Annotated in this window: 19 protein-coding genes; 11 read left to right on the top strand and 8 right to left on the bottom strand. The window is 70.2% G+C overall.

The genetic code is table 11. The features are described 5' to 3' along the window. The first annotated feature begins 93 nt into the window (after positions 1-93). A complete protein-coding gene (locus EV685_RS12825) occupies positions 94-783 on the top strand; it encodes an RluA family pseudouridine synthase (protein ID WP_130482441.1) in 690 nt (229 codons plus the stop codon). A 23-nt stretch (positions 784-806) separates the two neighbouring features. Here the strand turns inward: EV685_RS12825 and EV685_RS12820 are convergent, their stop codons facing one another. Next, positions 807-974, bottom strand: a complete 168-nt coding sequence (locus EV685_RS12820; protein WP_130482440.1) for a DUF3149 domain-containing protein — start codon at positions 972-974, stop codon at positions 807-809. A gap of 297 nt (positions 975-1,271) precedes the next feature. Here EV685_RS12820 and EV685_RS12815 point away from each other — a divergent pair, with 297 nt between their 5' ends. The 5 genes from EV685_RS12815 to EV685_RS12795 all read left to right on the top strand — a co-directional run bounded on the left by EV685_RS12815 (position 1,272) and on the right by EV685_RS12795 (position 7,157). Beyond that, positions 1,272-1,901 carry a PEPxxWA-CTERM sorting domain-containing protein gene (locus tag EV685_RS12815; RefSeq protein WP_130482439.1) on the top strand — a complete coding sequence of 210 codons (630 nt, stop codon included), beginning with the start codon at positions 1,272-1,274 and terminating at the stop codon, positions 1,899-1,901. A 217-nt stretch (positions 1,902-2,118) separates the two neighbouring features. Next, positions 2,119-3,177 (top strand): acyltransferase family protein, encoded by a 1,059-nt coding sequence (locus EV685_RS12810; RefSeq protein WP_130482438.1) that lies wholly within the window; start codon positions 2,119-2,121, stop codon positions 3,175-3,177. 13 nt (positions 3,178-3,190) lie between these two features. After that, positions 3,191-4,453, top strand: coding sequence for a GNAT family N-acetyltransferase (locus tag EV685_RS12805; protein ID WP_165396790.1), 1,263 nt, complete (start codon positions 3,191-3,193; stop codon positions 4,451-4,453). 75 nt (positions 4,454-4,528) lie between these two features. Further along, complete coding sequence (locus tag EV685_RS12800; protein WP_130482436.1) at positions 4,529-5,509, top strand: polysaccharide deacetylase family protein; 981 nt, start codon at positions 4,529-4,531, stop codon at positions 5,507-5,509. 40 nt (positions 5,510-5,549) lie between these two features. After that, positions 5,550-7,157, top strand: a complete 1,608-nt coding sequence (locus EV685_RS12795; RefSeq protein WP_165396789.1) for a lipopolysaccharide biosynthesis protein — start codon at positions 5,550-5,552, stop codon at positions 7,155-7,157. On the opposite strand, the gene EV685_RS12790 is transcribed toward EV685_RS12795, so the two are convergent. The 5 genes from EV685_RS12790 to EV685_RS12765 all read right to left on the bottom strand — a co-directional run bounded on the left by EV685_RS12790 (position 7,139) and on the right by EV685_RS12765 (position 16,283). Further along, the gene (locus EV685_RS12790) at positions 7,139-10,663 is read right to left on the bottom strand and encodes a sensor domain-containing protein (RefSeq protein WP_130482434.1); all 3,525 of its coding nucleotides are present in this window, start codon (positions 10,661-10,663) and stop codon (positions 7,139-7,141) included. The two genes, EV685_RS12795 and EV685_RS12790, sit on opposite strands and share 19 nt — an antisense overlap. After that, a complete protein-coding gene (locus EV685_RS12785) occupies positions 10,660-12,411 on the bottom strand; it encodes a PAS domain S-box protein (protein ID WP_130482433.1) in 1,752 nt (583 codons plus the stop codon). The genes EV685_RS12790 and EV685_RS12785 overlap by 4 nt, the downstream gene beginning before the upstream one ends. Next, positions 12,408-13,412: an ABC transporter substrate-binding protein gene (locus EV685_RS12780; RefSeq protein ID WP_165396788.1), complete on the bottom strand. Its 1,005-nt coding sequence runs from the start codon at positions 13,410-13,412 to the stop codon at positions 12,408-12,410. Before EV685_RS12780 ends, EV685_RS12785 begins: the two co-directional genes overlap by 4 nt. Positions 13,413-13,429: 17 nt before the next feature. After that, positions 13,430-14,515, bottom strand: coding sequence for a 3-phosphoserine/phosphohydroxythreonine transaminase (gene serC, locus EV685_RS12770; RefSeq protein WP_130482431.1), 1,086 nt, complete (start codon positions 14,513-14,515; stop codon positions 13,430-13,432). Positions 14,516-14,591: 76 nt separating this feature from the next. After that, positions 14,592-16,283, bottom strand: coding sequence for a bifunctional metallophosphatase/5'-nucleotidase (locus tag EV685_RS12765; RefSeq protein WP_130482430.1), 1,692 nt, complete (start codon positions 16,281-16,283; stop codon positions 14,592-14,594). Between the two features lie 119 nt (positions 16,284-16,402). On the opposite strand from EV685_RS12765, the gene EV685_RS12760 reads away from it, so the two are divergent. After that, positions 16,403-17,557: an NAD(P)H-dependent flavin oxidoreductase gene (locus EV685_RS12760; protein ID WP_130482429.1), complete on the top strand. Its 1,155-nt coding sequence runs from the start codon at positions 16,403-16,405 to the stop codon at positions 17,555-17,557. Next, a complete protein-coding gene (locus tag EV685_RS12755) occupies positions 17,554-18,975 on the top strand; it encodes an FAD-binding oxidoreductase (RefSeq protein ID WP_130482428.1) in 1,422 nt (473 codons plus the stop codon). The genes EV685_RS12760 and EV685_RS12755 overlap by 4 nt, the downstream gene beginning before the upstream one ends. A gap of 253 nt (positions 18,976-19,228) precedes the next feature. Here EV685_RS12755 and EV685_RS12750 read toward each other — a convergent pair whose 3' ends face one another. Beyond that, positions 19,229-19,984, bottom strand: a complete 756-nt coding sequence (locus tag EV685_RS12750) for an SDR family NAD(P)-dependent oxidoreductase (RefSeq protein WP_242615574.1) — start codon at positions 19,982-19,984, stop codon at positions 19,229-19,231. A gap of 67 nt (positions 19,985-20,051) precedes the next feature. On the opposite strand from EV685_RS12750, the gene EV685_RS12745 reads away from it, so the two are divergent. Together EV685_RS12745 and EV685_RS12740 are read left to right on the top strand one after the other, a co-directional pair. Further along, a complete protein-coding gene (locus tag EV685_RS12745) occupies positions 20,052-22,025 on the top strand; it encodes a B12-binding domain-containing radical SAM protein (protein ID WP_130482427.1) in 1,974 nt (657 codons plus the stop codon). Positions 22,026-22,668: 643 nt separating this feature from the next. After that, positions 22,669-23,484, top strand: coding sequence for a mechanosensitive ion channel family protein (locus EV685_RS12740; protein WP_130482426.1), 816 nt, complete (start codon positions 22,669-22,671; stop codon positions 23,482-23,484). 4 nt (positions 23,485-23,488) lie between these two features. Here the strand turns inward: EV685_RS12740 and EV685_RS21200 are convergent, their stop codons facing one another. Next, positions 23,489-24,931, bottom strand: a complete 1,443-nt coding sequence (locus EV685_RS21200; protein ID WP_130482425.1) for a methyl-accepting chemotaxis protein — start codon at positions 24,929-24,931, stop codon at positions 23,489-23,491. Between the two features lie 300 nt (positions 24,932-25,231). On the opposite strand from EV685_RS21200, the gene wrbA reads away from it, so the two are divergent. Then, on the top strand, positions 25,232-25,834 hold the full coding sequence (gene wrbA / locus EV685_RS12730; RefSeq protein ID WP_130482424.1) for an NAD(P)H:quinone oxidoreductase: 603 nt from the start codon (positions 25,232-25,234) through the stop codon (positions 25,832-25,834). Positions 25,835-25,855 lie beyond the last annotated feature (21 nt).

The following is a 25,855-nucleotide window of genomic DNA, read 5'->3' as shown; positions in this document are numbered from 1 at the left end:
GCCGCTCGTGGGCGGCTCAGGTTGGGGACGGCCGCGATTGTGGTCCCGCGCCATGACGGCTGTGGCCTGGCAACTGTGGCAAGGTGTGCCCCGATGTCACCGCTGCCCCAGACCCGCATCCCTCCCGAACTGGCCGACGCGCCGCTGGTCGTGCTGCACCAGGACGACGCGCTGCTGGTGTTCGACAAGCCCGCCGGCCTGCCCTCGGTGCCGGGGCGTGGCGAGAGCCTGCAGGACTGCCTGTCCGCGCGCGCCCAGGCGATCTGGCCGGATGCCCGCATCGTGCACCGGCTCGACATGGCGACCTCCGGCGTGCTGGTGATGGCGCGCGGCGCGGCCGCGCTGCGCACGCTCAGCCTGGCCTTCGAGCAACGCCGGGTGCGCAAGCACTACGAGGCGGTGGTGGCCGGCATCCCGGTCGATGCGGCCGGTACGGTCGATCTGCCGCTGATCTGCGACTGGCCGAACCGGCCGCTGCAGAAGGTCGATGCGGTCGAGGGCAAGCCCTCGCGCACACACTGGCGCCGGCTCGATGAGGACGGGCGATCTGCCCACCTGCCCGCAGGCACCTGCCGCGTCGCGCTGGAGCCGGTCACCGGCCGGACCCACCAGTTGCGGGTCCATCTGCTGGCGCTGGGCCACCCGATCCTGGGCGATGCGCTCTATGCGCCGCCGCAGGCGCTGGCCTTGTCACCGCGGCTGCTGCTGCATGCCTGCCGGCTGGAACTGCCCCATCCGGTCGACGGGTCGACGCGGGTGTTCGAGAGCCCGGCGCCGTTCTGAATCGGCACGGGCCCGGGCCCGGGTCAGGCCTGGCCGCTCTTGGCGGCGGCGGCCTTGGCGGCGGCCTCGTCGGCGCGCATGTGGCTCAGGAAGAAGTGCGTGAAGAACGCGCCCATGCCGAGCGTGATCGCGATCACGATGGCGCTCATCAGGCCGTAGTCGGTGGAGAAGAAGTCGATCAGGGCGTGCATGGTGGCGCTCTCTTCGCGGTCGTTGGGTCGATGCCTGCATCAGACGCCGGCCCCGCCCGCTGCCCTTTGTGCCAGGTCAAGCGCAGCGTTCCCTGCTCCACGCTCCACGCTCCACGCTGCCGGATCGGGCTGGAACCGCCCCCTCATTCATGGGGTGTGCTCATCTTTCCACCTGAAGAACCCCTGATCACGGGGCTGTGCGACCGGACCGACGTCGATAGATTTCAGTCCATGCCCGGTTCCCGGACCCGCACCCGATTAACCCGACTGGCCGAGCCAGTCATGCAGGGAGTTCACATGCGCAAGATTGCACAGTTCCTCAGCGCCATCGCCCTCGGCGTGGCTGCCCTGGGTGCCCAGGCCCAGGTCGTCAATGGCTCGTTCGAGGCCGGCGTTGTCACCGACGGCTCCTCGCGTGTCGTCCAGTTCCAAGACGCGTTCAACAACCTCACCGACTCGTGGGGCGTCCGGAATGCCCCGCTCCTGGTGAACCCGGCGTCTTCACTCACGTACACGCAAGCGCACTCGGGCAACCAGTACGTCAGTCTCGGTGCTGACACGTCGATCTACTCGACCGCCTTCCAATTGCTCGCAGGCAACTACACGCTGTCCTTCTACAGCATCGGCGAAGGCGCGTCTCGGATCTACTCGCAAGCGCAAGGCGGCGGGAATCCTCTGCCGCTCGTCAACCTCCTTGACGAGGACTTCACGCCAGGCGCCAGCTGGACGCTGAACACGCAGAACTTCACGGTCACCGACCCGACTCGCTACTACAAGGTGAGCTTCTCGACCACTCCGAGCCAGAGCGCGCTGATCGACTCGGTCAGCATCACCACCGCCGTCCCCGAACCCGAGACCTACGCCATGATGCTGGCTGGCCTGGGCGCCATCGGCTTCCTGAGCCGTCGTCGCAAGCAAGCGGCCTGAGCGGCCCAGGCGCGTCGACCGGTGGGTCGGCGGCACCACAAAAAGCGGGCTTCGGCCCGCTTTTTTCATGTCTGGCAAGACCCTGCGCATGAATGCGGCGATGCGGCAATAGTTGCCGCAGACAGCTGGCTGCAAGCTGAACGAACCGAGGGTTTCACCCGTATTCTTCGATCGCTCGCCGCGCAGCCCTTGCGCGCCCCTGACTCATCGCCGACGCATGAACAGCACCTCTCCGGTCCGTGCCGCCCGCCCCAGCCGCCATGGCTGGGTCGACATCGCCAAAGGCATCTGCATCATTGCCGTGGTCGGGCTCTACGCCCGCAACGACCTTGAAGCCCTGTTCGGCCAGGCCGGCTGGCTCGACCCCTGGTCGGCCTTTGCCCGGCCGTTCCGGATGCCCGACTTCTTCCTGCTCTCGGGCCTGTTCCTGTCGGCCGTGATCCACCGGCCGTGGCGCAGCTACCTCGACACCAAGGTCGCGCACTACGCCTACTTCCTGTTCCTGTGGGTCGCCATCCTGCTGGCCTATGACGTGGCCGTGCTTGGCCATGTGGAGATCGCCGGCGGCGGTGCGGTGGCGCTGATCAAGGCCTACATCTGGAAGCTGATCTACCCGGACCACATGCTGTGGTTCATCCAGACGCTGCCGGTGTTCTTCATCGTCACCCGGCTGCTCAAGTGGGTGCCGAACTGGCTGCTCTGGACGGTCGCTGCCGCCGCCATGGCCAGCCATGTCAAGACCGGCTTCGCCCCGGTCGACAACTTCAACGCCTACTACGTCTTCTTCCTGAGCGGCCACTTCGGCGCGCCGCTGATCCACCAGCTGGCCGAAAGGGCCCGCCAGCGCCCGCCGCTGACCTGGGGCCTGATCGCGCTGTGGGCCGTGCTCAACCAGCTGGCCGTCAGCGCCGGCCTGACCCAGATCGGCGGGCTGGACCTGCTGGCCGGCTTTGTGGGCATCAGCGCCATCATCGCGCTGAGCAGCCTGGTCGCCGAGGTGTCCTGGCTGCGCTGGCTGAGCTACTCGGGCAGCCAGTCCATCGTGGTCTATCTCGGCTTCTACATCCCGCTGACCCAGTTCACGCGGCTCCTGCATCAGCACCTGCCGGGCCTGCCGATGGACGTGGTGGCGACGCTGGCGGTGGTCTTCGGCGCGGCCGTGCCGCTGCTGCTGCATCGCCTGATCCAGAACGGCCCGCTGCGCTTCCTGTTCGTCCGCCCGGGCTGGGCCAAGCTGGTGGCCAAGCCGTCGTCGGCCGCCGCGCAGACCGTCTGAGGCCGAACCCATGATGAGCTTCGCCCCCGTCTCGAAACTGCAAGGGTCCGCAGACCCTGTCCCGTCCGCCGCGCGCACGACCCCTTCGGCCAGTGCCGCAAGCCTGTCGGGCCTGGAACTGAGCTGCCGGCCGCTGCGCGAGGTCCACGGCCTGGAAGGCCAGTGGCGCGAACTCGCCGGCCGTGTCGGCGCTGCTGCCAGTGCCTTCCTCGACTGGCCCTGGATCGGCGCCTGGCTGGGCATGCTGCCGCCATCGGCCGATGTCCGGGTGCTGCAGGCCCGCCTGCAAGGCCGGGTGGTCGGCCTCGCGCTGCTGGTGCGCACCCGGCGCAAGCTTGGCCCCGTCTCCTTCTGCGAGGCCTGGCACCTGCACGCCAGCGGTGATCCGGTGCTGGACAAGATCTGCATCGAACACAACGACTTCCTGGTCCTGCCCGAACACGCCGACGCGCTGCGCGCGGCCATGCTGGCGCACTGGCAGCAGGTGGCCGGCTCGGCCGCCGAGCTGCACCTGCCCGGCCTGGTCGGCGAGGGTTGGGCCCGGCTGCTGCCCGCCGGCATGACAGCCGAGGACGAGACCAAGCCTTCGGCCGGCGTCGCGCTGGGCCCTGTGCGTGACGCCAAGCTGGACTTCACGCCGCTGCTGAGCAGCCATGCGCGCCGCTTCGTGCGCCGCAGCATGAAGGAGTACCAGACCGTCATCGGCCCGCTCGCCGTGGAGGTCGCCGACAGCCGTGTGCAGGCCGGCCAGTTCCTCGACGAGCTGATCCGCCTGCACGAGGCGATCTGGCACAAGCGCGGCCTGACGGGCGCCTTCGCCGGCTCCGGCGTGCTCGACTTCCACCACCGCCTGATCGACCTGGCCTGGCCCGACGGCGGCGTGCAGCTGCTGCGCGTGCGCACCGGCGACCGGCCGATGGGCTACCTCTACAGCTTCGTGCGCGGCGGGCGGCTCTACGTCTACCAGTCTGGCTTCGACTACGGCCTGCTGGAGAAACACGGCCGCCCGGGCCTGGTCACGCATGCGCTGGCGATCCAGCACAACGCCGGTCTGGGCCATGGCTATTACGACCTGCTGGCCGGCGAGTCGCAGTACAAGGCCACCGTGGCGACCGACCATGAAGGCATGACCTGGTCGGTCTGGCGCAAGCCGGCGTGGCGCTTCCGCCTCGAACAGCAGTTGCGGATCTGGGTCCGGCAGGTCAGACAGCACAGACAGAAGGGCCAAGAGAGCCCGGGCGAGGTGGCTTCAGCGCCCGCCAAGGAAGAAGACTGAACCCTCCGCATACTGGGTTCACACGGCACGCGGATCAGGCGCCGCTCAGCCGTCTCAGGGAAAGTGCAGAACCACATGAGCATCCTCACCAACGGCCTCCTGCGCACCACGGCCAGCCTTGCCTATGCGGCGCGAGGCCCCGTGCGTCTGCCGGTGCTGATGTACCACCGCATCCTGGCCCAACCCGATCCGCTCCAGCCCAGCGTGCCCGACGCCGCACTGGCTGATCTGCAGTTCAAGCTGCTGTCCGAGCTGTTCCGGGTGGTGCCGATGGAGGCCGCGATCGATGAGCTGCACACCGGCCGGCTCAAGCCGCGCACGCTGTGCATCACCTTCGACGACGGCTACCGCGACAACCACGACGTCGCGCTGCCGCTGCTGGAGCGCCACAAGCTGACGGCGACCTTCTTCGTCGCCTCGGGCTTTCTGGGCACCGGCCGGATGTTCAACGACACCGTGCTGGAGGCGGTCCGCCGCCTGCCTGACGGCCCGCTGGATCTGGCCGACTGGGGCATCGAGCCGCTGATGCTGGGTGACGCCGCCTCGCGGGTGCGGGCCATCTCGGTGATCACGCGCGACATCAAGCACAACGAGCCGCACCAGCGCCAGGCCGCCACCGAGGCACTGGCCGCGTTGGCCGCCTGCCCCCTGCCCGAGGACGTGATGATGACCCCCGAGCAGGTCGTCACCATGGCCCGGCGCGGCATGTCGATCGGCGGCCACACCGTCAATCACCCGATCCTGTCGACGGTCGACGACGACACCGCGCGGCGCGAGATCGTGTCCAACCGCGATGCCCTGCGCGACCTGACCGGCATCACGCCGATGACGTTTGCCTACCCCAACGGCAAGCCGGGCGCCGACTACAACGCCCGCCATGCGGCCATCGTGCGCGAGGCCGGCTACAGCTCGGCGGTGTCGACCGCCTATGGCGTGGGCGACCGCCAGACCGACCGCTACGAGTACCCCCGCGTGGCGCTGTCCAAGACCACCTACGCCAAGGTCTTCCTGCAGCTGATGCGGGCTGCGTCCTACGTGCGACATGGCTCGACCTGATCCGGCGGCCCCTGCCGGCCCGCCCCTGGAACACCGTCCGATGAGCGCCACCCCGACTTCCGCACCCGCACCCGCACCCGCACCCGCACCCGCACCCGCACCCGCCCCTGCCCACAAGGGCTTTGGCGCCGCCGCCGCGCTGCGTGCCGCGCTGATGGTGACCGGCTCGACCTATGTCGCCTATGCCGCCGGCCTGATCGGCAGCTTGCTGATCGCCCGTGCGCTCGGCCCGGCCGACTATGGCCGCTATGCCTACCTGGTGTGGCTGGGCGGGCTGGTGGTCATGTTCATGAACAACGGCCTGACGACGACCTCGATCCGCTACGTCTCCGAGTCCCTCGGGCGCGGCGATCCGGTGGGCGTGGCCAGCCTGCACCGCTGGTTCTGGCGACGTCAGTGGGGCTCGATCGTCGTGGTGGCCGCGCTGCTGGCGCTGGCCCTGCCGCTGTTGCAGCCGGCCGGCTGGGAAGGCCACCTGGGCAGCGTCTGGCTGATCGTCGCCTGCGCCTCGGTGCCCAAGGCCTGGTACCTGTTCGGCATCTCGATGGCCAAGGGCCACGGCCGCTTCGGCATCGAGGCCAAGACCATGTCGGTGCTGAGCCTGGTCAACGCCGCCTGCATCGTCGCGCTGATGCTGGTCGATGCCGACCTGGACGCCTTCCTCGCGCTGTTCGTGCTGAGCAACCTGGTCCACCCGCTGATGCTCTCGCGCATGAAGGACCGCGTCAGGCGGCCGCTCGCGCCCCAGCCGCTCGACCCCGGCCTGGCCGCGCGGGTCAACAACCACTACCTCTGGACGGCGCTGCTGACGCTGATGGCCGTGCTCTACGGCCCGTCGATGATGGTGCCCTTCCTGAACCAGCATGTCGGCGCCGACGCGGTGGGCTACTTCAGCGTGGCGATGTCGCTGACGCGCGGCGGCATCGAGCTGCTGTCGTCCGGCCTGAACTCGGTGCTGATGCCGCTGATGTCGCACGGCTACGGCGAGGGCGGCCAGGAGCGCACGCAGCGCATCGGTGCCAACGCGGTGCGGGTCTTCCATGCCTTCGGCCTGCTGCTGGCCGGTGTCGGCCTGTTCTGGGCCGAGCCGCTGGTGCTGACGCTCTATGGCGCGCGCTATGCCGAGGCGGTGCTGTCCTTCCAGGTCCTGGTCGTGCTGGGCGGCCTGACGCTGCCCGCCGGTGTGCTGGCCACGCTGCTGTCGACCACCGACCGCCAGCGTGTGCGCACGGCGGTGACCGGCGGCTCGGTGCTGCTGTTCGGCGCCGCCGCCTGGTGGCTGGTGCCCCGCCATGGCCTGAACGGTGCGCTGCTGGCCTACGGTGCCAGCGCGGTGGTGATCCACATCGCCTGGCTGGTGGTGGCCGCGAAGGTCGGTGGCATGACGATCCCGACCGGTCCGATGCTGCGCCTGAGCGTCGCCGCGCTGCTGTCGGCTGGCCTGCTTGCGGTGCCGACGATCTGGATCGGCGGCCTGCTCGCGCCCTTCATCGCCGGTGCCGCCTTCATCGCCCTCTACATCGCCGCGACCTTCTGGGTGCGTGCGTGGAGCGCCGAGGACCTGGCCTTCCTGGCCGATCAGACCCGCCGCTTCGGCCCCATCGGCCGCCGCGTGTTGGCCTTGCAACGCTACGCGTCGAAGGGCTGAGGGTCCTCGTTGTCGGCCCGGGTGATCTGCGCGCGCAGCAGGGCCGCGAACTCATCGGGCGGGACCGGGCGGCTGCACAGGAAACCCTGGTAGCGGTCGCAGTGCTTGAAGCGCAGGAAGGCCAGCTGGTCGACCGTCTCGACGCCTTCGGCCAGCACGCGGATGCCCAGGCTGTGACCCATGGCGATGACGGCTGCGGCGATCTCCATGTCGTCCGGGTCGTTGGGGATGTCGGCGATGAAGCTGCGGTCGATCTTGAGCACGTCCAGCGGGAAGCGCTTGAGGTAGGCCAGCGAGGAATAGCCGGTGCCGAAGTCGTCGATGGCGACGCCCACGCCGATCGCACGCAGGCGCTGCAGGACGTCGAGCGCCTCCTGCTCGCGCTCCATCAGCGCGCCTTCGGTCAGCTCCAGCTCCAGCTGCTCGGCCGGCAGACCGGTCTCGATCAGGGTCTGCATGACCTGGGCGGCCAGGTCGGCATGGCGGAACTGGCGCGGTGAGACGTTGACCGCCAGCGTCAGCGGCGGCAGGCCCTCGTCCAGCCAGGCCTTGCCCTGCCGGCAGGCCTCGGCCAGCACCCAGGCGCCGATGTCGCCGATCAGGCCGGTGGTCTCGGCCACCGGGATGAAGCGACCGGGCGGGATCAGGCCGTGTTCCGGGTCCATCCAGCGCACCAGCGCCTCGGCGCCGACGATGCGCCCGGTCTGCAGCTCGACCTGAGGCTGGTAGTGCAGCACCAGCTGGTCGTCGACCAGCGCGCGGCGCAGCCGGGTCTCCAGGTGCAGGCGCTCGCGGGCGGACTGGGTCATCTCATCGGCGTAGTAGCGGTAGACACCGCGACCGTCGCCCTTGGCGCGGTAGAGCGCCGCATCCGCACCCTGCAGCAGCGCCTGCGAGGTCTGGCCGTGGTCCGGGTAGATGCAGATGCCGATGCTGACGCCGACGTTGACCTCCACGCCGTCGCTGCTGCGCCAGGGCTGCGACAGCGCGCCCAGCAGCTCGCTTGCCAGCCGGGCGGCGTCGTCGTCGTAACGCAGGTCGTGCATCAGCAGGGCGAACTCGTCGCCACCCAGCCGGGCCAGGGTGTCGGACTGGCGCAGCCGACCGGTCAGGCGCTGTGCGACGTGCTGCAGCAGCTCGTCACCGGCGAGGTGGCCGTAGCTGTCGTTGATGTCCTTGAAGCGGTCCAGGTCCAGCAGCAACACGGCCAGGCGACGGTGCTCGCGCTGGGCCTGATGCAGCGCCTGTTCCATCTGCTGGTTGAACAGCAGGCGGTTGGGCAGGCGGGTCAACGGGTCGTGGTGGGCCAGGAATTCGAGCCGGGCCTCGGAGTCCTTCATGCGCGAGATGTCGGCGAACACGCCCACATAGTGCGAGATCGCGCCGGTGATGTCGTGCACCGCGCTGATCGACAGCAGCTCGGGCATCAGTTCGCCGTCCTTGCGACGGTTCCAGATCTCGCCCTTCCACTGGCCGGTCTGGTCCAGCTCGGCCCAGATCGCGTCGTAGAAGGCGGCCTCGTGGCGACCGGAGCTGAGCATGCGCGGCGTGCGGCCCAGCACCTCGGCCTCGGTGTAGCCCAGCAGCGTGGTGAAGGCACGGTTGACCGAGACGATGCGGCGCTGGGCGTTGGTGATCATGACGCCCTCTTGCGTGCTGTCGAGGACTTGCGCGGCCAGGCGCAGCCGCTCCTCGTCGCGCAAACGGTCAGACAGGTCCGACAGGACGCCGGAGAAGCGCAGCGGCTGGCCGTCCGGGGCTCGGTGGCACATGCCGCGGCCCTGGAACCAGCGGTATTCGCCGTCGAAGCACATGAGCCGGTAGGTGGCGTCGAAGCGGATGCCTTGTTTGATCGCGTCGCGCACGGCGTTCACGCAGCGCTCGCGGTCGTCCGGGTGCAGCCGGTCGCGGAACAGGAAGCGGGCCGAGAACGGCGTCTGACCTTCGTAGCGCAGCAGCCGCTCGAAGGCCACCGAATAGCCGACGTTGTCGCTGATGAGGTCCCAGTCCCACAGGCCATCGCCGGTCCCTTCGACGGCCAGCAGCAGGTTGTCCTCGGTGCGTCGCTGGGCCTGCCGAGCCTCGCGTTCACGGGTGATGTCGCGTGCGACACCCAGGGCCACGTCGTGGCCGACCCGGGCCGTGCGCATCTCGTACCAGCGTTCACCGGCGGGCAGCGTCAGGCTGTACTCGAAGGGCTGGCCCTTGCCGTGTTCCAGCGCCGCGCGGATCTCCTCTGTGGCCAGCGCGGCCAACGCGTGCGGCAGGAACTCGCTCAGCCGCTGGCCGATGAAGGCTTCGCGCGGTCCGAGCAGGTTGTCGTCGCTGCTGCTCCAGATGTCGATCAGGCGGGTCTGGGCATCGAACAGGAAGATCAGGTCGGGCAATGCCGCGACGACGGCGCGCAGCCGGGCTTCGCTGGCGCTCAGGGCCGCCTGTGCATCGCGCTGGTCTTCGAGCAACGACAACAGGGCCAGGCGCGACCGTTCGGCCTCCGTCAGCAGTTCGCGGTTGCGATGGCTGGCCTGTTCGAGCAGGCGCAGGTTGTGGCGCTCATGGGTGACATCGCGGCCCACCGAGATGACACCGTAGGGCCGCTGATCGGGTCCGACCAGCGGCGAGATCACCAGGTCGATCGTGGCCAGCGCGCCGTTGTCGCCGCTCAGGCGGGCCTCGTGCCGGACCGGCTCGCCACGGTCGATCACGCGCCGGTCGATCTCGGGTGTCTCGGCCATGACGCCGTGCCGATAGACCTCCTCGGCGCGCTTGCCGAGGATCTCGGCCGCCGGCCGCCCGATCAGCCGCTCGGCGGCGGGGTTGACGAGCTGGTAGCGGCCGTCGATGTCGCGCATCGTCAGGCAGTCGGGAATGCCGCGGATGACCTGTTCGAGCTGGGTGCGCTGGTGCTGCAGCGCGTCCTGGGTCTGACGCAGCTCGCTGATGTCCTGGATCGTCGAGATGAAACGCGGTGGTTCGTCGCGCATCACGCGACGGGCGAGGCCGGACGCGCGCCCGCTCGACTGGGCCAGCGTGACCGTGAGCAGGACCCACACCGAGCTGCCGTCCAGTCGCAGGTAGCGCTTCTGCATCCGGTAGTAGGGAATCTGGCGGGCCAGCAGTTCGGCCATCTGGGTCAGGTCGCTGTCCAGGTCGTCAGGGTGGGTCAGGTCCTGGAAGCGCAGCGTCAGCAGCTGCTCGACGCTGCGCCCGACGATTTCTGCGTAGCGCCGGTTGACCTGAGCGAGTCGGCCATCGGACTCGGTCAGGCTCATGCCGACGTCGGCCATCTCGATCAGTTCGCGCTGCCGCGCCTGATCGTCGCGGGCCTGCTGTCGCCCGTGCAGGGCCAGCAGGATCAGCACGCCTGCCAGCAGCCCCGCCGCCACAGCCTGCAGCCATGCCGACAGCGCGATGTCGTTCGGGTCGGTGACGCCCAGTGCGGCGATGCCGAGGCTGGTCGCGAAGACGAGGGCGGCGCCTGCCGCTGCACGGGCCGGATCGCTCACGGGTTCCTGTCGGATTCGTTCGGGTTGGACACCGTCACCCTCGCGCCGGTCTCGTAGCGGTCGGGGCGTCCCAGTTGCTGGAGCAAGTCGTTGACCTCGGCCTTCAAGGCCGCGATGCGTTCCTCGCGCCCGATCACCCCGGTCTGCCAGCGCCGCAATTCGTCGACCTGGGACGCCAGGCGCTGGTCGGCCTCGCGCTCGTGGCTGGTGTCGATGGCCTGCAGCACATGGCCCTGGAATCGCCCGTCAGCCCCGAGCCGGGGGACCGCCTTGACCCGCACCCAGGCATGGCTGCCATCGGCCCGGCGCAGGCGCAGGCTCTGCTCGAAAGGGGCGTGCTGGGCAATGGCGCGGCGCCAGTCCATCCAGGCTGCGTCCAGGTCTTCCGGGTGGACCAGCGACAGCCAGTCGACCTCGCCGCGGCTGGCCTCGGTCTGGCCGGTCCAGGTCAGCCAGGGCTCGTTGCTCCAGAGGCTGCGGCCGTCGAGGTCGGTGGTGAGGATCAGGGCATGGCCGGCATTGGCCAGCGCCCGGTAATGCAGTTCGCTCTCGGCCAGGGCCTGTTCGAGCCGGTAGGACTCGGTCACGTCGCGGAACACGATCACCACGCCGCGCAGGTCGCCGCTGGCGTTGCGCAGCGGCGCGGCGCTGTCGGCGATGTGGGTGCGACGGCCCTGACGCGAGACCAGCACGGTGTGGTTGGCCAGACCGACCACCAGGCCGCTGTCGAGCACACGCTGGACGGGAATCTCCGCCGGTTCGCCGGTCTGCGCATGTTCAATCCGGAAGACCTCGGCGACCGGCCGGCCACAGGCCTCGAACTCGCGCCAGCCGGTCAACGCCTCGGCCGTCGGGTTCAGCAGCGTGATGCGGTGTTGCGCATCGGTGGCCAGCAGCGCGTCGCCGGTCGAATAGAGCACGGTGGAGAGCCGGTCCTCGCTGGCGATGAGGTCGTCGCGATGCCGGCGCAGGGTGTCGACCATCTGGTTGAACGACGCGGCCAGCCGGGCGATCTCGGCCGGACCTTGTTCCGAGGCGTGCAGGCTCAGATCGCCTCGGGCCCAGCGGGCGCTGGTCTGCTCCAGCCGGTTCAGCGGCCGCGCCAGACCGGCGTGGACCAGCCCGCCCACCAGCAGGATCAACACCACCTGGGCGACGAGTTCGGGCAGGCGCTCGCGGAATTCGCTGACCGCCAGTTCCTGTCGGGCCGACCGCAGATCGGTGCGCACGTAGACCAGCGACGTCGCCAGTTGCCGAGGCTGGTTCGGGTCCAGGGCACGGCGCTGGTAGCTCTGCAGACCCGTCATGCGTTCGCCGTCGCGGCTGGTCAGCACGATGGGTTGGCGCGTGGCCAGGCCGCGGGCGAGCCATTCGGGCTGCCAGCCGTCGATCACCGCTGCGGCCGGCTGGCCGGTCCAGTTGCGCCGGTGGGCCTGACGGACCTTGCCGTCGGGGTCGATCAACGCCACCTCGCGCACCAGTGGCCGGGTCGCCAGGTGGCTGATCTCGCGCCAGACGTGGTCCGTGGGGCGGCGGTCGTGCAGGTCCTCGGCATCGCTGTCGAGGCGGATCAGCCGGTGCATCTCGGTGTGCAGCAGCATCTCCGACGTCGCGCTCAGTCGTTCGATCGACCGTTGCCAGGCACTGACGAGGCTGGCCGTTGTGGTGACCAGCAACACGAGTGCGACCACCAGCGGCAGGGTGATGCGCAAGGGCAGCCGGAAGACGTGGCGCAAGGTGGCGCTCATCTGGGTTCCAGTGCCAGGCCGCTGGCCAGGCCCGCCAGCGCAGGCGGGCGCGGCAGCATGTGCCCGATCTGCATGACCTCGACCAGGGCGCTGGCGCTGGCCGTCAACTTCGGTGTCTCGCCCGTCAGCCAGTCGCGGTTGAGCGCCAGGTCCGGCAGGTACAGGCCTTCGAAGGCCTGTCGCACGGCTTCGGGTCCGAGGCCAAGCTGTTCGCCCAGCAGCGGCAGCAGCCTTTGCGGGTCCTGCTGCCACAGGGCCAGCATCTCGAAGTGCGCCGCCGCGATCTGGCGCAGACCGCGCGGGTGCTGGGCCAGGACCGGTCGTGGCACGGCCAGCACGTCGACGATCGCGCCGGGCATGGAGCGGCTGTCGAACAGGCGCTTGCCGCCGAGTGCCATCACCTGACTGACCACCGGCTCGAAGCTCACGAGCGCGTCGACCAGCCCTTCGCGCCAGGCCTGCACATGCTCGGCCACGGTCATCACGACCGGCCGGACCTGATCCAGCCGCAGCCCGGCGCTGCGCAAGGTGGCGTGCAGCACCAGCGCGCCCACGGCGCTCTGCTCGACGCCGATGCGTCGTCCGGCCAGGTCGGTGAGGTCACGCACCATCGGTCGCGCCACCACCGCATCACCGCCGCGAGACTCGTCGAACACCAGCACGGCGACCAGGTCCAGTCCGTCGGCGCGGGCGGCCAGCAGCTCATCGAGCGTCAGCGCGCCGGCCTCGACCGTCCCGGCGGCGAGCGACTGCACCACGTCCGACGACGAGGGCATCTCGATCAGCCGCAGGCGCGTCGGGTCGAAGCGCCCGAGCGCCTGCGCCGCATGCATCAGCGCATAGCCGGGCCAGTTGTTGCTGGCCACCCGCAGCAGCGGCTCCGGGCGGCTGCAGCCACTCAGGCCCGGCAGCGCCAGCAGCCCGGCGGCGGCGCCCAGGCCACGGCCCAGCCAGTGGCGGCGCGCGGGATCGTCGACGGCTTGGCTGGTGGGCAAGGGCATGGGGTCTTCAGGACGCGTCAACCATGGCGACGGGCAAAGTCCAGCATGTGATCGACCAGGCGCTGCACGCCCTCGACCGGCATCGCGTTGTAGATCGACGCGCGCATGCCGCCGACCGAGCGATGGCCCTTGAGCTGGACCATGCCGAGCGCCTCGGCCTCGGCCAGGAAGGGCGCGTCCAGGCGCGCGTCCGGCAGGCGGAAGGGCACGTTCATCAGCGAGCGGTCCGCCACCGCCACCGGGTTGACGTAGAAGCCGCCACTGGCGTCGATGGTGTCGTAGAGCAGGCCGGCCTTGCGGAGGTTGAGCGCCTCGATGGCGACCAGGCCGCCTTGGGCCTTGAGCCAGCGGAACACCAGGCCGGCGATGTAGATCGCATAGGTCGGCGGGGTGTTGAGCATCGAGCCGTTGTCGGACTGCTGGGCGAAGTCGAAGGCGCAGGGCGTGATCGGCAGGGCCCGGCCGAGCAGGTCGTCGCGCACCACCACCAGCGTCAGGCCGGCCGGGCCGACGTTCTTCTGCGCACCGCCGTAGAGCAGGCCGAACTTCGTCACGTCCAGCGGGGCCGACAGGATGTTGCTGGAGACATCGGCCACCAGCGGCACGTCGCCGGTGTCGGGCGTCCAGTGGTATTCGACGCCACCGATGGTCTCGTTCGAGCAGATGTGCACATAGGCCGCATCCGGGTCCAGCCGCCAGGTCTCGAAGGCCGGGATGCGGTCGAACGCTGTCGCCGCCGAACTCGCCACCTCGTTGATGCGGGCATAGCGGCCGGCCTCGCTCATGGCCTTGCTCGACCAGGTGCCGGTGTTGACGAAGTCGATGCTGGTCTTCGCGCCCAGCAGGTTCATCGGCACGATCGCCATTTCGCCGATCGCGCCGCCCTGCAGGAACAGCGTGCGGTAGTCATCGGGCACGCCCAGCAGCTCGCGGAACAGCGACTGGGCCTCGTCCAGGATGGCCATGAACTGCGGCCCGCGGTGGCTCATCTCCATCACCGACATGCCCGAGCCGTGCCAGTCAAGCATCTCCTCGGCGGCCTGCCGCAGCACGCTCTCGGGCAGGACGGCGGGTCCGGAGCTGAAGTTGAAGACGCGGGTCATGCCGGGGCTCTCCTGATTCGGGATGGACGGGTGGTCGGCGAGGATAGCCAATCCCCTGCAGCGGACTTGACCTGCGTCAGTCGACACGCACGATGCGGTCCAGCGCGCCCGGGCGGATGCGGTCGTTGCCACGGAACCAGACCTCGATCGCATCCAGGTCCATCAGGCCGGTGCGGCGTTCCTGGCCCTGGGCCAGCACGGTGAAGCCGTCGCCGCCGGCGGCCAGGAAGCTGTTGACGGTGACGCGGTAGCGCCGGCCCGGCTCGATCGGCTCGCCGTTGAGCGTCAGGCTGCCGGGCACCACCCGCTGTCCGACCGGCGCACTGGCGCGCCACTGGTAGCGCAGCCCGCGCGAGACCTGCAGGATGCGCGGCTTGGGCTGGTTGAGCCACTGCTGTTCCAGCACCTGCTGGATCTGTGCGCCGCTCAGGCTCAGCGTGACGAGGTTGTTGTAGAAGGGCTGGACCGCGAACACGTCCTCGTAGCGCACCTGGCCGTCGTCACCGGGCTTGAGGTCGGCGCGCAGGCCGCCCGGGTTCATCAGCGCGATCTGGGCGCCGCCGCTGGACGGGTGCTCGGTCGCGCTGAGCTGCGAGTCGGCCACCACCTGGCCCAGCGTGCTCTCGCCGGCGGTGCTCTCGTCGCGGGTCAGCGGCGCGCTCAGCTGGCCGACGATGCGGCGCGCCAGCGGTGCTGCCAGCGGCTCCCAGCTGGCGATCAGACGGGTCTGCGCCGCCTCGCGGGCGTACTGGTCATGGCGCACCACGACGTTGTCGGCGCGTGCTTCGAGCACGTCGCGGCTGCGCCGGTCGATCACCAGGTCGATCTCGCTGAGCACCGTGCCGTACTTGTCGGCGCTGGTCACCAGCCGGCCGGCGATGCGGCAGTTGTAGGCCCGGTGGGTGTGACCGCTGATGACGACGTCGACGGCGGGATCGAAGCCCTCGACGATCTTCACGATCGGCCCGGAGATCGACGGGCACTCGTTCGGCCCGCCGCTCGGGAAGCCGCCTTCGTGGATCAGCACCACGATCGCCTCGACGCCCTGGGCGCGCAGGCCCGGCACCAGCGCGTTGACCGTGCTCACCTCGTCGCGGAAGGTCAGGCCGGCGACGCCGGTGGGCGTGACGATGGTCGGCGTGTCCTTCAGCGTCAGGCCGATGAAGGCCACCGGCACGTCCTCGAAACGCTTGATGACATAGGGCGGCAGCAGCGGCTGGCCGGTCGCGTCATCGATCGTGCTGGCGGCCAGGTACTGGAACGGCGCGCCGCCCCAGGACGGCTTCGGGCCGCGACAGCCGTCTTTCGGATGACAACCGCCGCGTTGCTGGCGCAGCAGCTCGGCGCGGCCCTGGTCGAACTCGTGGTTGCCGACCGCGCTGGCCTCCAGCCCCATCAGGCCCAGCGACTCCAGCGTCGGCTCGTCGTGGAACAGCGCCGACAGCAGCGGGCTCGCACCGATCAGGTCGCCCGCCGCCACGAAGACATGGTTCGGGTTCTTCGCCCGCGCCGCCGCCACCGCGCTGGCGAGGTACTCGGCCCCACCGGCTGGCACCGACACGGTCTTCTTCGGATCGGCCGGGTCAGCCAGCCGGATGCCACCCAGCGGCGGCTTCAGGTTGCCGTGGAAGTCGTTGATCGCCAGCACCTTGACGCGCAAGGGCGGCGGCGGGGTTGTCGTGCAAGCGCTCAGGCCGGCGGCCAGCAGCGTGGCGGACAGGGCCACGCGGAGCGCGGCGGCGGCACGGTTGGGGCGCTTGGATGTCATGGGCTCAAGTATCGGCGCGGCACCGCCGTCTGGCGTCATCGACGGGGTGCCGGCGCGACACCTGAGCGTTGCGACGAGGGCAAACTGTCGTGTCACGAACACTGCCCAGAAGCCCCGACATGAACCGCTGGACCCACCTGATCGGCACCCGCCTGCCGCTGATCCAGGCCCCGATGGCCGGTGCCCAGGACCACCGCCTGGCGGCCGCAGCCGGCGCGGCCGGCGCGCTGGCGTCCTTGCCCGCTGCGATGCTGACGCCCGAGAGCCTTCGCGCCCAGCTCAGCGCCCTGCGCGCTGCACACGACGGGCCGGTCAACGTCAACTTCTTTTGCCATGTGCCGCCGGTGCCGGACCCGTCCCGCGACACCGCCTGGCGCGCCGCGCTGGCCCCTTATCACGCCGAATGGGGCATCGATGCGGCGGCCATACCGGCCGGACCGGGCCGTGCGCCGTTCGACGCCGCGATGGCCGAGGCCCTCGCGCCGTTCCGCCCCGAGGTCGTCAGCTTCCACTTCGGCCTGCCCGAGCCGACCTTGCTCACCGCCGTGCGGGCCATCGGCGCCCGGGTCATCGCTTCTGCCACCACCTGCGACGAGGCGGTCTGGCTCGAACGCCAAGGTGTCGACGCCGTCATCGCCCAGGGTCTGGAGGCCGGCGGCCACCGCGGCACCTTCCTGCCCGACGGCATCGACCGGTTCCGCGCCGGCATCGACGCGGTGCGCGCCGCGCCCTTCGACCCGCTGGCCGCGATGGCCACGCAGCCGGGCCTGTTCGCGCTGCTGCCACAGGTCGTGCGTTCGGTGCGTGTGCCGGTCATCGCCGCCGGGGGCATCGCCGATGCGGCGGGGGTGCGGGCAGCCTTTGCGCTGGGCGCCAGCGCCGTCCAGGTCGGCACCGCCTTCCTGTGCTGCGACGAGGCCCTGACCAGCGACATGCACCGCGCCGCCCTGCTCGGCACGGCGGCCGACCGCACGGCATTGACGAACCTCTACACCGGCCGGCCGGCTCGGGGACTGGTGACGCGGCTGATGGCCGAGCTGGGGCCGATCGACCCGCAACGGCCGATCGCACCGGCCTTCCCGCTCGCCACCGCCGCGCTGGCCCCGCTGCGGGCAGCGGCCGAGGCGGTCGGCTGTGCCGACTTCTCGCCGCTGTGGTCGGGCCAGAACGCCAGCGGCTGTCGCGCCGTGCCGGCCGCCGAGGTCGTGCGCTCGCTGTTCGACGGCGTGGCCTGGCAGGACCGTCCTGACCACCCGCTCGGGAGCGCCGCATGAACCCGCTCGACGCCCTGCGTCGCGTCTACGCCGGCCGGCTGCTCACCGACCCGGCCGAGACGGCGCCTTTCTTGACCGACTGGCGCGGCAAGTGGACCGGCCGCGCCCTCGCGGTCGCCCAGCCCGACACCACCGAACAGGTCGCCGCGCTGGTGCGCTGGTGTCACGAGCACCGCGTGCCGGTCGTGCCGCAAGGGGGCAACACCGGCCTGTCGGGTGGCGCGACGCCGGACGAGACTGGCGCCGCGCTGCTGCTGTCGCTGCGCCGGCTGCGGCGGGTGCGCGAGGTCGATCCGCTCAACAACACGATGACGGTCGAGGCCGGCCTGACGCTGCTCGACGCCCAGCAGGCGGCGCTGGCCGCCGGTCGGCTCTTTCCGCTCAGCCTGGCCGCCGAGGGCAGTTGCACCATCGGCGGCAACCTCGCCACCAATGCCGGTGGCGTGCAGGTGCTGCGGCATGGCAATGCCCGCGAGCTGTGCCTGGGGCTGGAGGTCGTCACCGCCGAGGGCGAGATCTGGTCCGGCCTGCGCGGCCTGCGCAAGGACAACACCGGCTACGACCTGCGCGATCTCTACATCGGCAGCGAGGGCACGCTCGGGGTCATCACCGCCGCCGTGCTCAAGCTGGTGCCGCCACCGGCCGCCCAGGTCGCCGCCTTCGTGGCCGTCGCCAGCCCGGCCGATGCGGTCGCCCTGCTGCAACGCGCCCAGGCCGCGCTCGGTTCCCGGCTGACCGCCTGCGAGCTGCTCAGCGACACCTGCCTGCGCATGGTCGAGCGCCACATGCCGGCCTGCCGCACGCCGCTCGCCCAGCGCTCGCCCTGGTACGTGCTGATCGAGCTGAGCGAGCCACGCGACGAGGCCGACGCCATGGCCGCGCTCGAAGCCTTGCTGGCCGACGCGATGGACGCCGGCCTGCTGCAGGACGCGGCGATGTCGACCTCGCTGGCGCAGTTCGAGGCCCTCTGGGCCCTGCGCGAGCACATCTCCGAGGCCCAGGGTGCCGAGGGCCGCACCATCAAGCACGACATCGCCTTGCCGATTTCGCGCCTGGCCGAGTTCATCGCCACGACCGACGCCGCCATCGCCGCGCGTTGGCCCGATCTGCGCCTGGTCACCTTCGGCCATCTGGGCGACGGCAACCTGCACTTCAACGTCTCGCCCCCGGCCGATCGCTGCGGCCCGGCGGGCTCGGCGGACGCGGCCTGGTTCCTGGCGCATGAGGCGGACCTCAACCGCCTGGTCCACGATGCCGTCGCCGAACGGGGCGGCTCGATCTCCGCCGAACACGGCCTGGGCGTGCTGCGCCGCGACGAGGCCGCGCGCTACAAGAGCCCCGTTGAACAGGCCCTGCAGCGCACCGTGAAACAGGCGCTGGACCCGCTGGGGATCATGAATCCGGGCAAGGTGATGTGAGCGTTCAGGCCGTAGCGCCAACGCGCCTTCGATGACGAGCCCGTCGGACACAGGGTGTCCGACCTACCGAAGGCAAAACGCCGGTGCGGCGGTGCGCCGGTGTCCAACCGGCCGAAGGCCAGACGCCGGTGTTCGAGGCCAGGCCAGACGCCATGCCGTGGCGGAGGCCTCCACCCGGTAGGTCGGACACCCCGTGTCCGACGGGCTGGTGCCGACAGGCCTCCAGCCCAAACGCCGGCCCAGCGGCACACCCTCACCACGGCAGGCGGCTGCCGTCCCAGCTGAAGAACTCGCCGCTGTCCTCGGCCGTCAGTCCGTCGATGACCCGCAGCAGGTCGGTGGCGGCCTGTTCGGGCGGGCGGCCGAGTTCGCCGCCGCGGAAGGGTTGTGACAGCGGCGATTGCACCGTGCCCGGGTGCAGCGCGATCAGGCTGGTGCGCGGCTGGCTGCGGCGAAGTTCGATGGCCGCCGTCTTGATGACCATGTTCAGTGCCGCCTTGGACGCCCGGTAGGCCGTCCAGCCGCCGAGCCGGTTGTCGCCGATGCTGCCGACCTTGGCCGACAGCAGCGCGAAGACGGCGCGCTGGCGGTCCAGCAGCGGGCTCAGGTGACGGATCAGCAGCGCTGGGCCGAAGGTGTTGACCGCGAAGGTCTGCTGCAACTGCGCCAGGTTCAGGTCGGCCAGCCGCTTCTCGGGCATGAAGTCCGGCGTGTGCAGCAGGCCGCCGGCATGGATGACCAGCTGGAAGGGCCCGTGCGCGGCCACCTCGTCGGCCAGGCGCCGCGCGGCGGTGGCGATGCCGGCCTCGTCGCACAGGTCCAGCGGCGGGTCGGACCGGCGGCTCAGGGCGCGCACCCGGGGCGCTTGCGGCAAGGCCTGCAGCTGTTCGACCAGGGCCGCGCCGATGGCCCCGCTGGCGCCGGTCACGAGGGCGTGGAATCCGGGCGGGAAACGGCTCATCACGGCGCTGGGCGGCAAGGGCAGGGCGGGGTTGTCGGGCAGGCTCATGCGGCCAGCGTAGCGGCTGCCGGAAAATCCCGCCCGATCCCGCCCGATCCCGCCCACGCACCCCTGCATGCCCCTGCCCACCACCCTCGGCGCCACGCCGCGCATCCTCAGCGTCATCGCGCCGATGACGCAGCTGAACACGCCCTATCCGTCGACGGCCTACCTGACCGGCTTCCTGCGTTCGCGTGGGCATCTGGCGGTGCAGGAGGACCTGGCGCTGGCGCTGGCGCTCAAGCTGCTGTCACGCGACGGGCTGGGCGCCGTGCGGGACCGCATCCTGGCGATGCCCGAGGCCCAGCGCGGGCCGATGGCGCAGGGCTTCCTCGACAACGCCGGGCGCTATCTGGCCACCATCGGGCCGGCGATCGCCTTCCTGCAGGGGCGTGACAGCACGGTCGCCCACCGCATCGTCAGCCGGACCTTCCTGCCGGAAGGTCCGCGCTTCGCCAGCCTCGATGCCTACGAGGATCCCGACGATCCGGACGGCGGCGACCCGCTCGCCTGGGCCTTCGGCGCGCTGGGCCAGCAAGACCGCGCGCGGCACCTCGCGACGCTCTACCTCAACGACCTGGCCGACGTGGTGCGCGAGGCCATCGACCCGCGCTTCGAGTTCGTCCGCTACGCCGAGAGCCTGGCCATGAGCCAGCCCACCTTCGACCCGCTGGCGCAGGCGCTGGCCGCGCCGCCGACGCTGGTCGACGCGTTGCTGCACGACCTGACGATGAGCGCCTTCGACCGCCACCGCCCGGAGGTCGTGCTGGTGTCGGTGCCGTTCCCGGGCGCGGTCTACGCCGCCTTCCGGATCGCGCAGGCGATCAAGGCCCACGCGCCGGCCACCGTCACGGTGCTGGGCGGCGGCTATGTCAACACCGAGCTGCGCACGCTCGATGACCCCCGCGTGTTCGACTTCTTCGACGCCGTCACGCTCGACGGCGGCGAGCGCCCGCTGCTGTCCTTGCTGGAACACCTGTCCGGTCGACGCGGACCCAGCCGCCTGGTGCGCACCTTCGTGCGAACCGGGCCGGTCGATGCGGACACGTCCGATCGGCCCGCAGGGGTTGTTCAGTACGTCAACTTCATCGAGCCCGACATCCCCTTCGAGGAGGTCGGCACGCCGACCTGGGACGGCCTGCCGACCGATCGCTACCTGTCCTTGCTGGACATGCTCAACCCCATGCACCGGCTGTGGAGCGACGGGCGCTGGAACAAGCTGACCGTGGCGCATGGCTGCTACTGGAAGAAGTGCAGCTTCTGCGACGTCGGCCTGGACTACATCGGCCGCTACGACGCCGCCAGCGCCGAGGTGCTGGTCGACCGCATCGAGGCCATCGTCGCCGAGACCGGCCAGACCGGTTTCCACTTCGTCGACGAGGCCGCGCCGCCCAAGTCGCTCAAGGCCTTGGCCAGCGAGCTGCAACGTCGTGGCACGGCGATCAGCTGGTGGGGCAATGTGCGCTTCGAGAAGAGCTACGGCCGCGAGCTGTGCGAGCAACTCGCCGACAGCGGCTGCATCGCGATCTCCGGCGGGCTGGAAGTGGCCTCCGACCGCCTGCTGGCGCTGATGAAGAAGGGCGTCTCGGTCGACCAGGTGGCGCGGGTGACGCGGTCCTTCACGGAGGCCGGCATCCTGGTCCACGCCTACCTGATGTACGGCTTCCCGACCCAGACCGTGCAGGACACCGTGGACGCGCTGGAGTACGTGCGCCAGCTGTTCGCCGAGGGCTGCATCCAGTCGGGCTACTTCCACCGCTTCGCCTGCACCGTGCACTCACCCGTCGGCCTGGACCCTGCGGCCTATGGCGTCACGCTGCGCCCGCTGCCCGAGCCTGGCCCGGGCCGTGTGTTTGCCCGCAACGACATCGGTTTCGACGACCCGACCGGCGTCGACCACGACGCCCTGGGCGTCGGCCTGCGCAAGGCGCTCTACAACTACATGCACGGCATCGGCCTGGAAGAGGACGTGCGGCAGTGGTTCGACTTCAACGTCCCCAAGACCCGGGTCAACCGACAGCGGATCGCGCGGGCCTTGGCGCAGGGGTGAGCGGGGCGCCTTGAACGCGGTCTGGGTTCGGTGGTCCTTGGCGCGAGCCCGTCGGACACGGGGTGTCCGACCTACCGAAAGCAGGCGTACGCAGCGGAGCATTGCCGGCGACCGGCGGGCATCTCGCCCTGCCGCAGCCGTCTGTCCTGGCGCACCCCGGTATGTCGGACACCCCGTGTCCGACGGGCTGGTGCCGATGGGCCTCCAGCCCGCAACCGTGTTGAACGCGCCGGGCCGCTTCACGCGGCTGGTATGGGCGCGGTGGTCACCGTTCTGGATCGGTGGCTGCGGGCACGAGCCCGTCGGACACGGGGTGTCCGACCTACCGAAAGCAGGCGTACGCAGCGGAGCATTGCCGGCGAGCGGCGTACATCTCGCCCTGCCGCCGTCGTCTGTCCTGGCGCACCCCGGTAGGTCGGACACCCCGTGTCCGACGGGCTGGTGCCGATGGGCAACCGTCCCCCAAACCGCCCGCAACGCGCCATCCGGCCGGCCGTCTTCCGCCCGGCCTGTGGCGCCTCCGCCTCATCCGTGAACCCTGCCTCAGATTCTGCTTGGGTTGTAACCCTGAATCGGCAGAATCGCCGCGCTTGGCGCTGGCCTTCGCCGGTGCCGGCTCCAACCTATTCCGGAGGGAAACCCCATGAACATGCAGACGATCGAGAGCTTTCTCAGCACGACGCTGACCGAGCTCGCCATCAAGATCGCCGCGGCGATCGCGTTCTGGATCATCGGCCGCTGGCTGATCGGCAAGGTGGTGTCGGTGATGCAGGCGGCGATGAACCGCAGCGCTGTCGACCCGACCCTGACCAAGTACCTGGGCTCGATCGTCGCGATCGCCCTGAACATCACCCTGGTGCTGGGCATCCTGGGCTATTTCGGCATCCAGACGACCTCGTTCGCGGCGATGCTGGCCGGTGCCGGCGTGGCCATCGGTGCGGCCTGGAGCGGCATGCTCGGCAACTTCGCGGCCGGCGCCTTCATGCTGGTGCTGCGGCCGTTCAAGGTCGGTGACTTTGTCCAGATCGGCGGCACCGTCGGCACGATCCATGAGCTGGGCCTGTTCGGCACGGCCATCATCACGCCCGACAACGTGCTGACCCTGATCGGCAACACGAAGATCTTTGCCGAGAACATCGTCAACTACTCGGCCCGCCCGGTGCGCCGCGTCGAACGCACCGCGCAGCTGGCCGGCAGCGTCGATCCGCTTGACGCCATCGCCCGCTTCAAGGCGGCCGTCGCGCAGATCCCCCATGTGGCGACCAGCCCGGCGCCGGAGGTCAACCTGCTCGACATCAACCTGGTCGGCTGCGTGATCTCGGTGCGCCCGTACTGCCACACCGACCACTACTGGCAGGTCTACTTCGACACCAACGAGATGATGGTGCGGGTCTGCCAGGAAGCCGGCTGGCCGGCACCGACGCCGGCACAGATCGTCAAGACCATGGCGGTGGCCTGACGCTTCAGCGTGGGTCAGCCTCGACGCCGAAGCCGTCGAGCACGACGCTGAGCCGGCCGGCCTGTTCGCGCAGGCTGGCCGCAGCGGCGGCGGATTGTTCGACCAGCGCGGCGTTCTGCTGCGTCATGTGATCGAGTTGCTCGACCGCGCCGTTGACCTGGGCGATGTCGCCCGACTGCGCGGCCGAGACCGCGCTGATTTCGGCCAGCGTCTCGGTCACGCGCCCGACCGCCTGCTCGATCTCCCGCATCGTCGTACCGGCGCGCTGGACATGGCCGGAGCCGGTCTCGACCTGGGTCATCGACTTGCCGATCAGCGACTTGATCTCGCGCGCGGCCTCGGCCGATCGCCCGGCGAGGCTGCGCACCTCGCTGGCGACCACCGCGAAGCCCCGTCCCTGCTCGCCGGCCCGCGCCGCCTCGACGGCGGCGTTGAGCGCCAGGATGTTGGTCTGGAAAGCGATGCCGTCGATCACGCCGATGATGTCGCCGATCTGGCGTGAGCTGCTCTCGATCTGCTGCATGGTGCCGATGACGTCGCTGACCACGGAACCACCGCGCCGGGCCACGTCGGCGGCCGAGCCTGCCAGGTCGTTGGCCAGCCGGGTCGATGCAGCCGACTGCTGCGCCGCGCTGGCGATCTGTGCCATGGACGCCGCCGTCTGCTGCAGGCTCGACGCGGTGGTCTCGGTCCGGTTGGACAGGTCCTGATTGCCCTGCGCGATCTCTGCACTGGACTGTTCGACGAGTGCGGCCGACTGGCGCAGGGTGATCATGGCCGCTCGCATCTGCGCCAGGGCCTCACCCAGGGCGGTGCCCGCTGGCGTGCGGGTGTCGTTGCGTGCCGCACCCAGGTGGATCCGTCCGTCCTGCACCAGTTCGCGGACCAGGTGCCCGAGTTCGTTGCCTTGGCGGGTCTGCCGGCGCATCGTCGTCGCGATGTGGACCTCCAGCGCGGTCTGCAGCACCACATAGGTCGCATGCAGGATGACGGCCGGCAGGCTGGGTGTCGTCAGGCACCAGACCTCCAGTCCGGCGGCCTGCAGGCGGTCGAAGCCGATGTGGTGGACGGCGAACAGCGCGGCCGTGAAGACGATGGGCCGCCAGTCCTGGTAGACCAGCAGCAGCGCGAGCAGCGCGAAGACGCCGAAGTGGAACTCGGTCGTGCCCCGGCCGAGCTGGATGTGCAGCGCGACCGATGCCGCGAGCGTGGCCGACAGCACCAGGCGCGACAGCAGCGTGCCGCGCGCCATCGTGACGACTGCGCCGCCCAGGGCCAGCAAGACGGCCGACACGATCAGCGCCAGGTCCATCTGGCCGTAGTGGTCGGCAATCGCGAGCGACGCTGCGGCACTGGCCGCCAGCGTCGCGAGCAGGACCAGATCGGCGCGGGCGCCGATCTGGGGAATCGCCGGATCAGCCGGTCGAGACGGGGCGCGTGACGGCATCGGCGTCTCCCTTGAGGTTGAGGAAGGATCGAGGGTAGGCAGCCGGTCGGACATCCAGGCATCGATCAACAACACCGACACCGGGCTGTTTGTCGTGAGCTATGACACCCGCCGCGCCCATGCATGGCGCTCGACCGTTCGCCGCGATTGAACGAAGGCCACAAAACCCTGCGGCCCGCGGCGAACCTTCTGTCCCAACAATGCGTCATCCGGCGGCGTTCATGCGCTCCGGCCGGTGTGCTCCGCAGGCATGCCACCACCGTCCCCCCCCTCCCCACACATCCCGCGCAGGAGTCATCCATGGCCAAGGTTCTCGTTCTCTATCACAGCTTCTACGGTCACGTCGAAGCGATGGCCCACGCCGTCGCCGCCGGTGCGCGCGAGGTTGCCGGTGCCCAGGTGGACGTCAAGCGCGTGCCCGAGACCGTGCCCGCCGACATCTTCGCCAAGGCCCACGGCAAGGCCGATCAGGCCGCACCGATCGCCGAACCCGGCGAGCTGGCGAACTACGACGCGATCATCTTCGGCACCGGCACCCGCTTCGGCAACATGACCGCCCAGATGCGCAACTTCCTCGACCAGACCGGCGGCCTGTGGGCGACCGGCGCACTGGTGGGCAAGGTGGGCTCGGTGTTCGCGTCCAGCGCGACCCAGCACGGCGGCCAAGAAAGCACCATCCTGACCTTCATCCCGACCCTGCTGCATCACGGCATGGTCTACGTCGGCCTGCCCTATGCCGAACAGCGCCAGACCGGCCTGGACGAGATCAAGGGCGGCAGCCCCTACGGCGCCTCCACGATCACTGGCAGCAACGGCGAGCGCATGCCCAGCGAGCAGGAACTCGGCATGGCCGCCTTCCAGGGCCGCCACGTCACGACCATCGCCACCAAGCTGTTCGGCTGATCGGGCCCGTCCCCTCCGCCG

Origin of the sequence: Sphaerotilus mobilis (genome assembly GCF_004216565.1) — a bacterium.
GTDB lineage: Bacteria > Pseudomonadota > Gammaproteobacteria > Burkholderiales > Burkholderiaceae_C > Sphaerotilus > Sphaerotilus mobilis.
Note: the sequence above shows the minus strand (reverse complement) of the source record. Positions and strands in the feature narration are given on the sequence as shown.

What these genes read in the sequence shown, in the direction of transcription:
- EV685_RS12825 (WP_130482441.1), top strand. Translation starts at nt 94, where the DNA reads ATGTCACCGCTGCCCCAGACCCGCATCCCTCCCGAACTGGCCGACGCG.
- EV685_RS12820 (WP_130482440.1), bottom strand. Translation starts at nt 974, where the DNA reads ATGCACGCCCTGATCGACTTCTTCTCCACCGACTACGGCCTGATGAGC.
- EV685_RS12815 (WP_130482439.1), top strand. Translation starts at nt 1,272, where the DNA reads ATGCGCAAGATTGCACAGTTCCTCAGCGCCATCGCCCTCGGCGTGGCT.
- EV685_RS12810 (WP_130482438.1), top strand. Translation starts at nt 2,119, where the DNA reads ATGAACAGCACCTCTCCGGTCCGTGCCGCCCGCCCCAGCCGCCATGGC.
- EV685_RS12805 (WP_165396790.1), top strand. Translation starts at nt 3,191, where the DNA reads ATGAGCTTCGCCCCCGTCTCGAAACTGCAAGGGTCCGCAGACCCTGTC.
- EV685_RS12800 (WP_130482436.1), top strand. Translation starts at nt 4,529, where the DNA reads ATGAGCATCCTCACCAACGGCCTCCTGCGCACCACGGCCAGCCTTGCC.
- EV685_RS12795 (WP_165396789.1), top strand. Translation starts at nt 5,550, where the DNA reads ATGAGCGCCACCCCGACTTCCGCACCCGCACCCGCACCCGCACCCGCA.
- EV685_RS12785 (WP_130482433.1), bottom strand. Translation starts at nt 12,411, where the DNA reads ATGAGCGCCACCTTGCGCCACGTCTTCCGGCTGCCCTTGCGCATCACC.
- EV685_RS12780 (WP_165396788.1), bottom strand. Translation starts at nt 13,412, where the DNA reads ATGCCCTTGCCCACCAGCCAAGCCGTCGACGATCCCGCGCGCCGCCAC.
- serC (WP_130482431.1), bottom strand. Translation starts at nt 14,515, where the DNA reads ATGACCCGCGTCTTCAACTTCAGCTCCGGACCCGCCGTCCTGCCCGAG.
- EV685_RS12765 (WP_130482430.1), bottom strand. Translation starts at nt 16,283, where the DNA reads ATGACATCCAAGCGCCCCAACCGTGCCGCCGCCGCGCTCCGCGTGGCC.
- EV685_RS12760 (WP_130482429.1), top strand. Translation starts at nt 16,403, where the DNA reads ATGAACCGCTGGACCCACCTGATCGGCACCCGCCTGCCGCTGATCCAG.
- EV685_RS12755 (WP_130482428.1), top strand. Translation starts at nt 17,554, where the DNA reads ATGAACCCGCTCGACGCCCTGCGTCGCGTCTACGCCGGCCGGCTGCTC.
- EV685_RS12750 (WP_242615574.1), bottom strand. Translation starts at nt 19,984, where the DNA reads ATGAGCCTGCCCGACAACCCCGCCCTGCCCTTGCCGCCCAGCGCCGTG.
- EV685_RS12745 (WP_130482427.1), top strand. Translation starts at nt 20,052, where the DNA reads ATGCCCCTGCCCACCACCCTCGGCGCCACGCCGCGCATCCTCAGCGTC.
- EV685_RS12740 (WP_130482426.1), top strand. Translation starts at nt 22,669, where the DNA reads ATGAACATGCAGACGATCGAGAGCTTTCTCAGCACGACGCTGACCGAG.
- EV685_RS21200 (WP_130482425.1), bottom strand. Translation starts at nt 24,931, where the DNA reads ATGCCGTCACGCGCCCCGTCTCGACCGGCTGATCCGGCGATTCCCCAG.
- wrbA (WP_130482424.1), top strand. Translation starts at nt 25,232, where the DNA reads ATGGCCAAGGTTCTCGTTCTCTATCACAGCTTCTACGGTCACGTCGAA.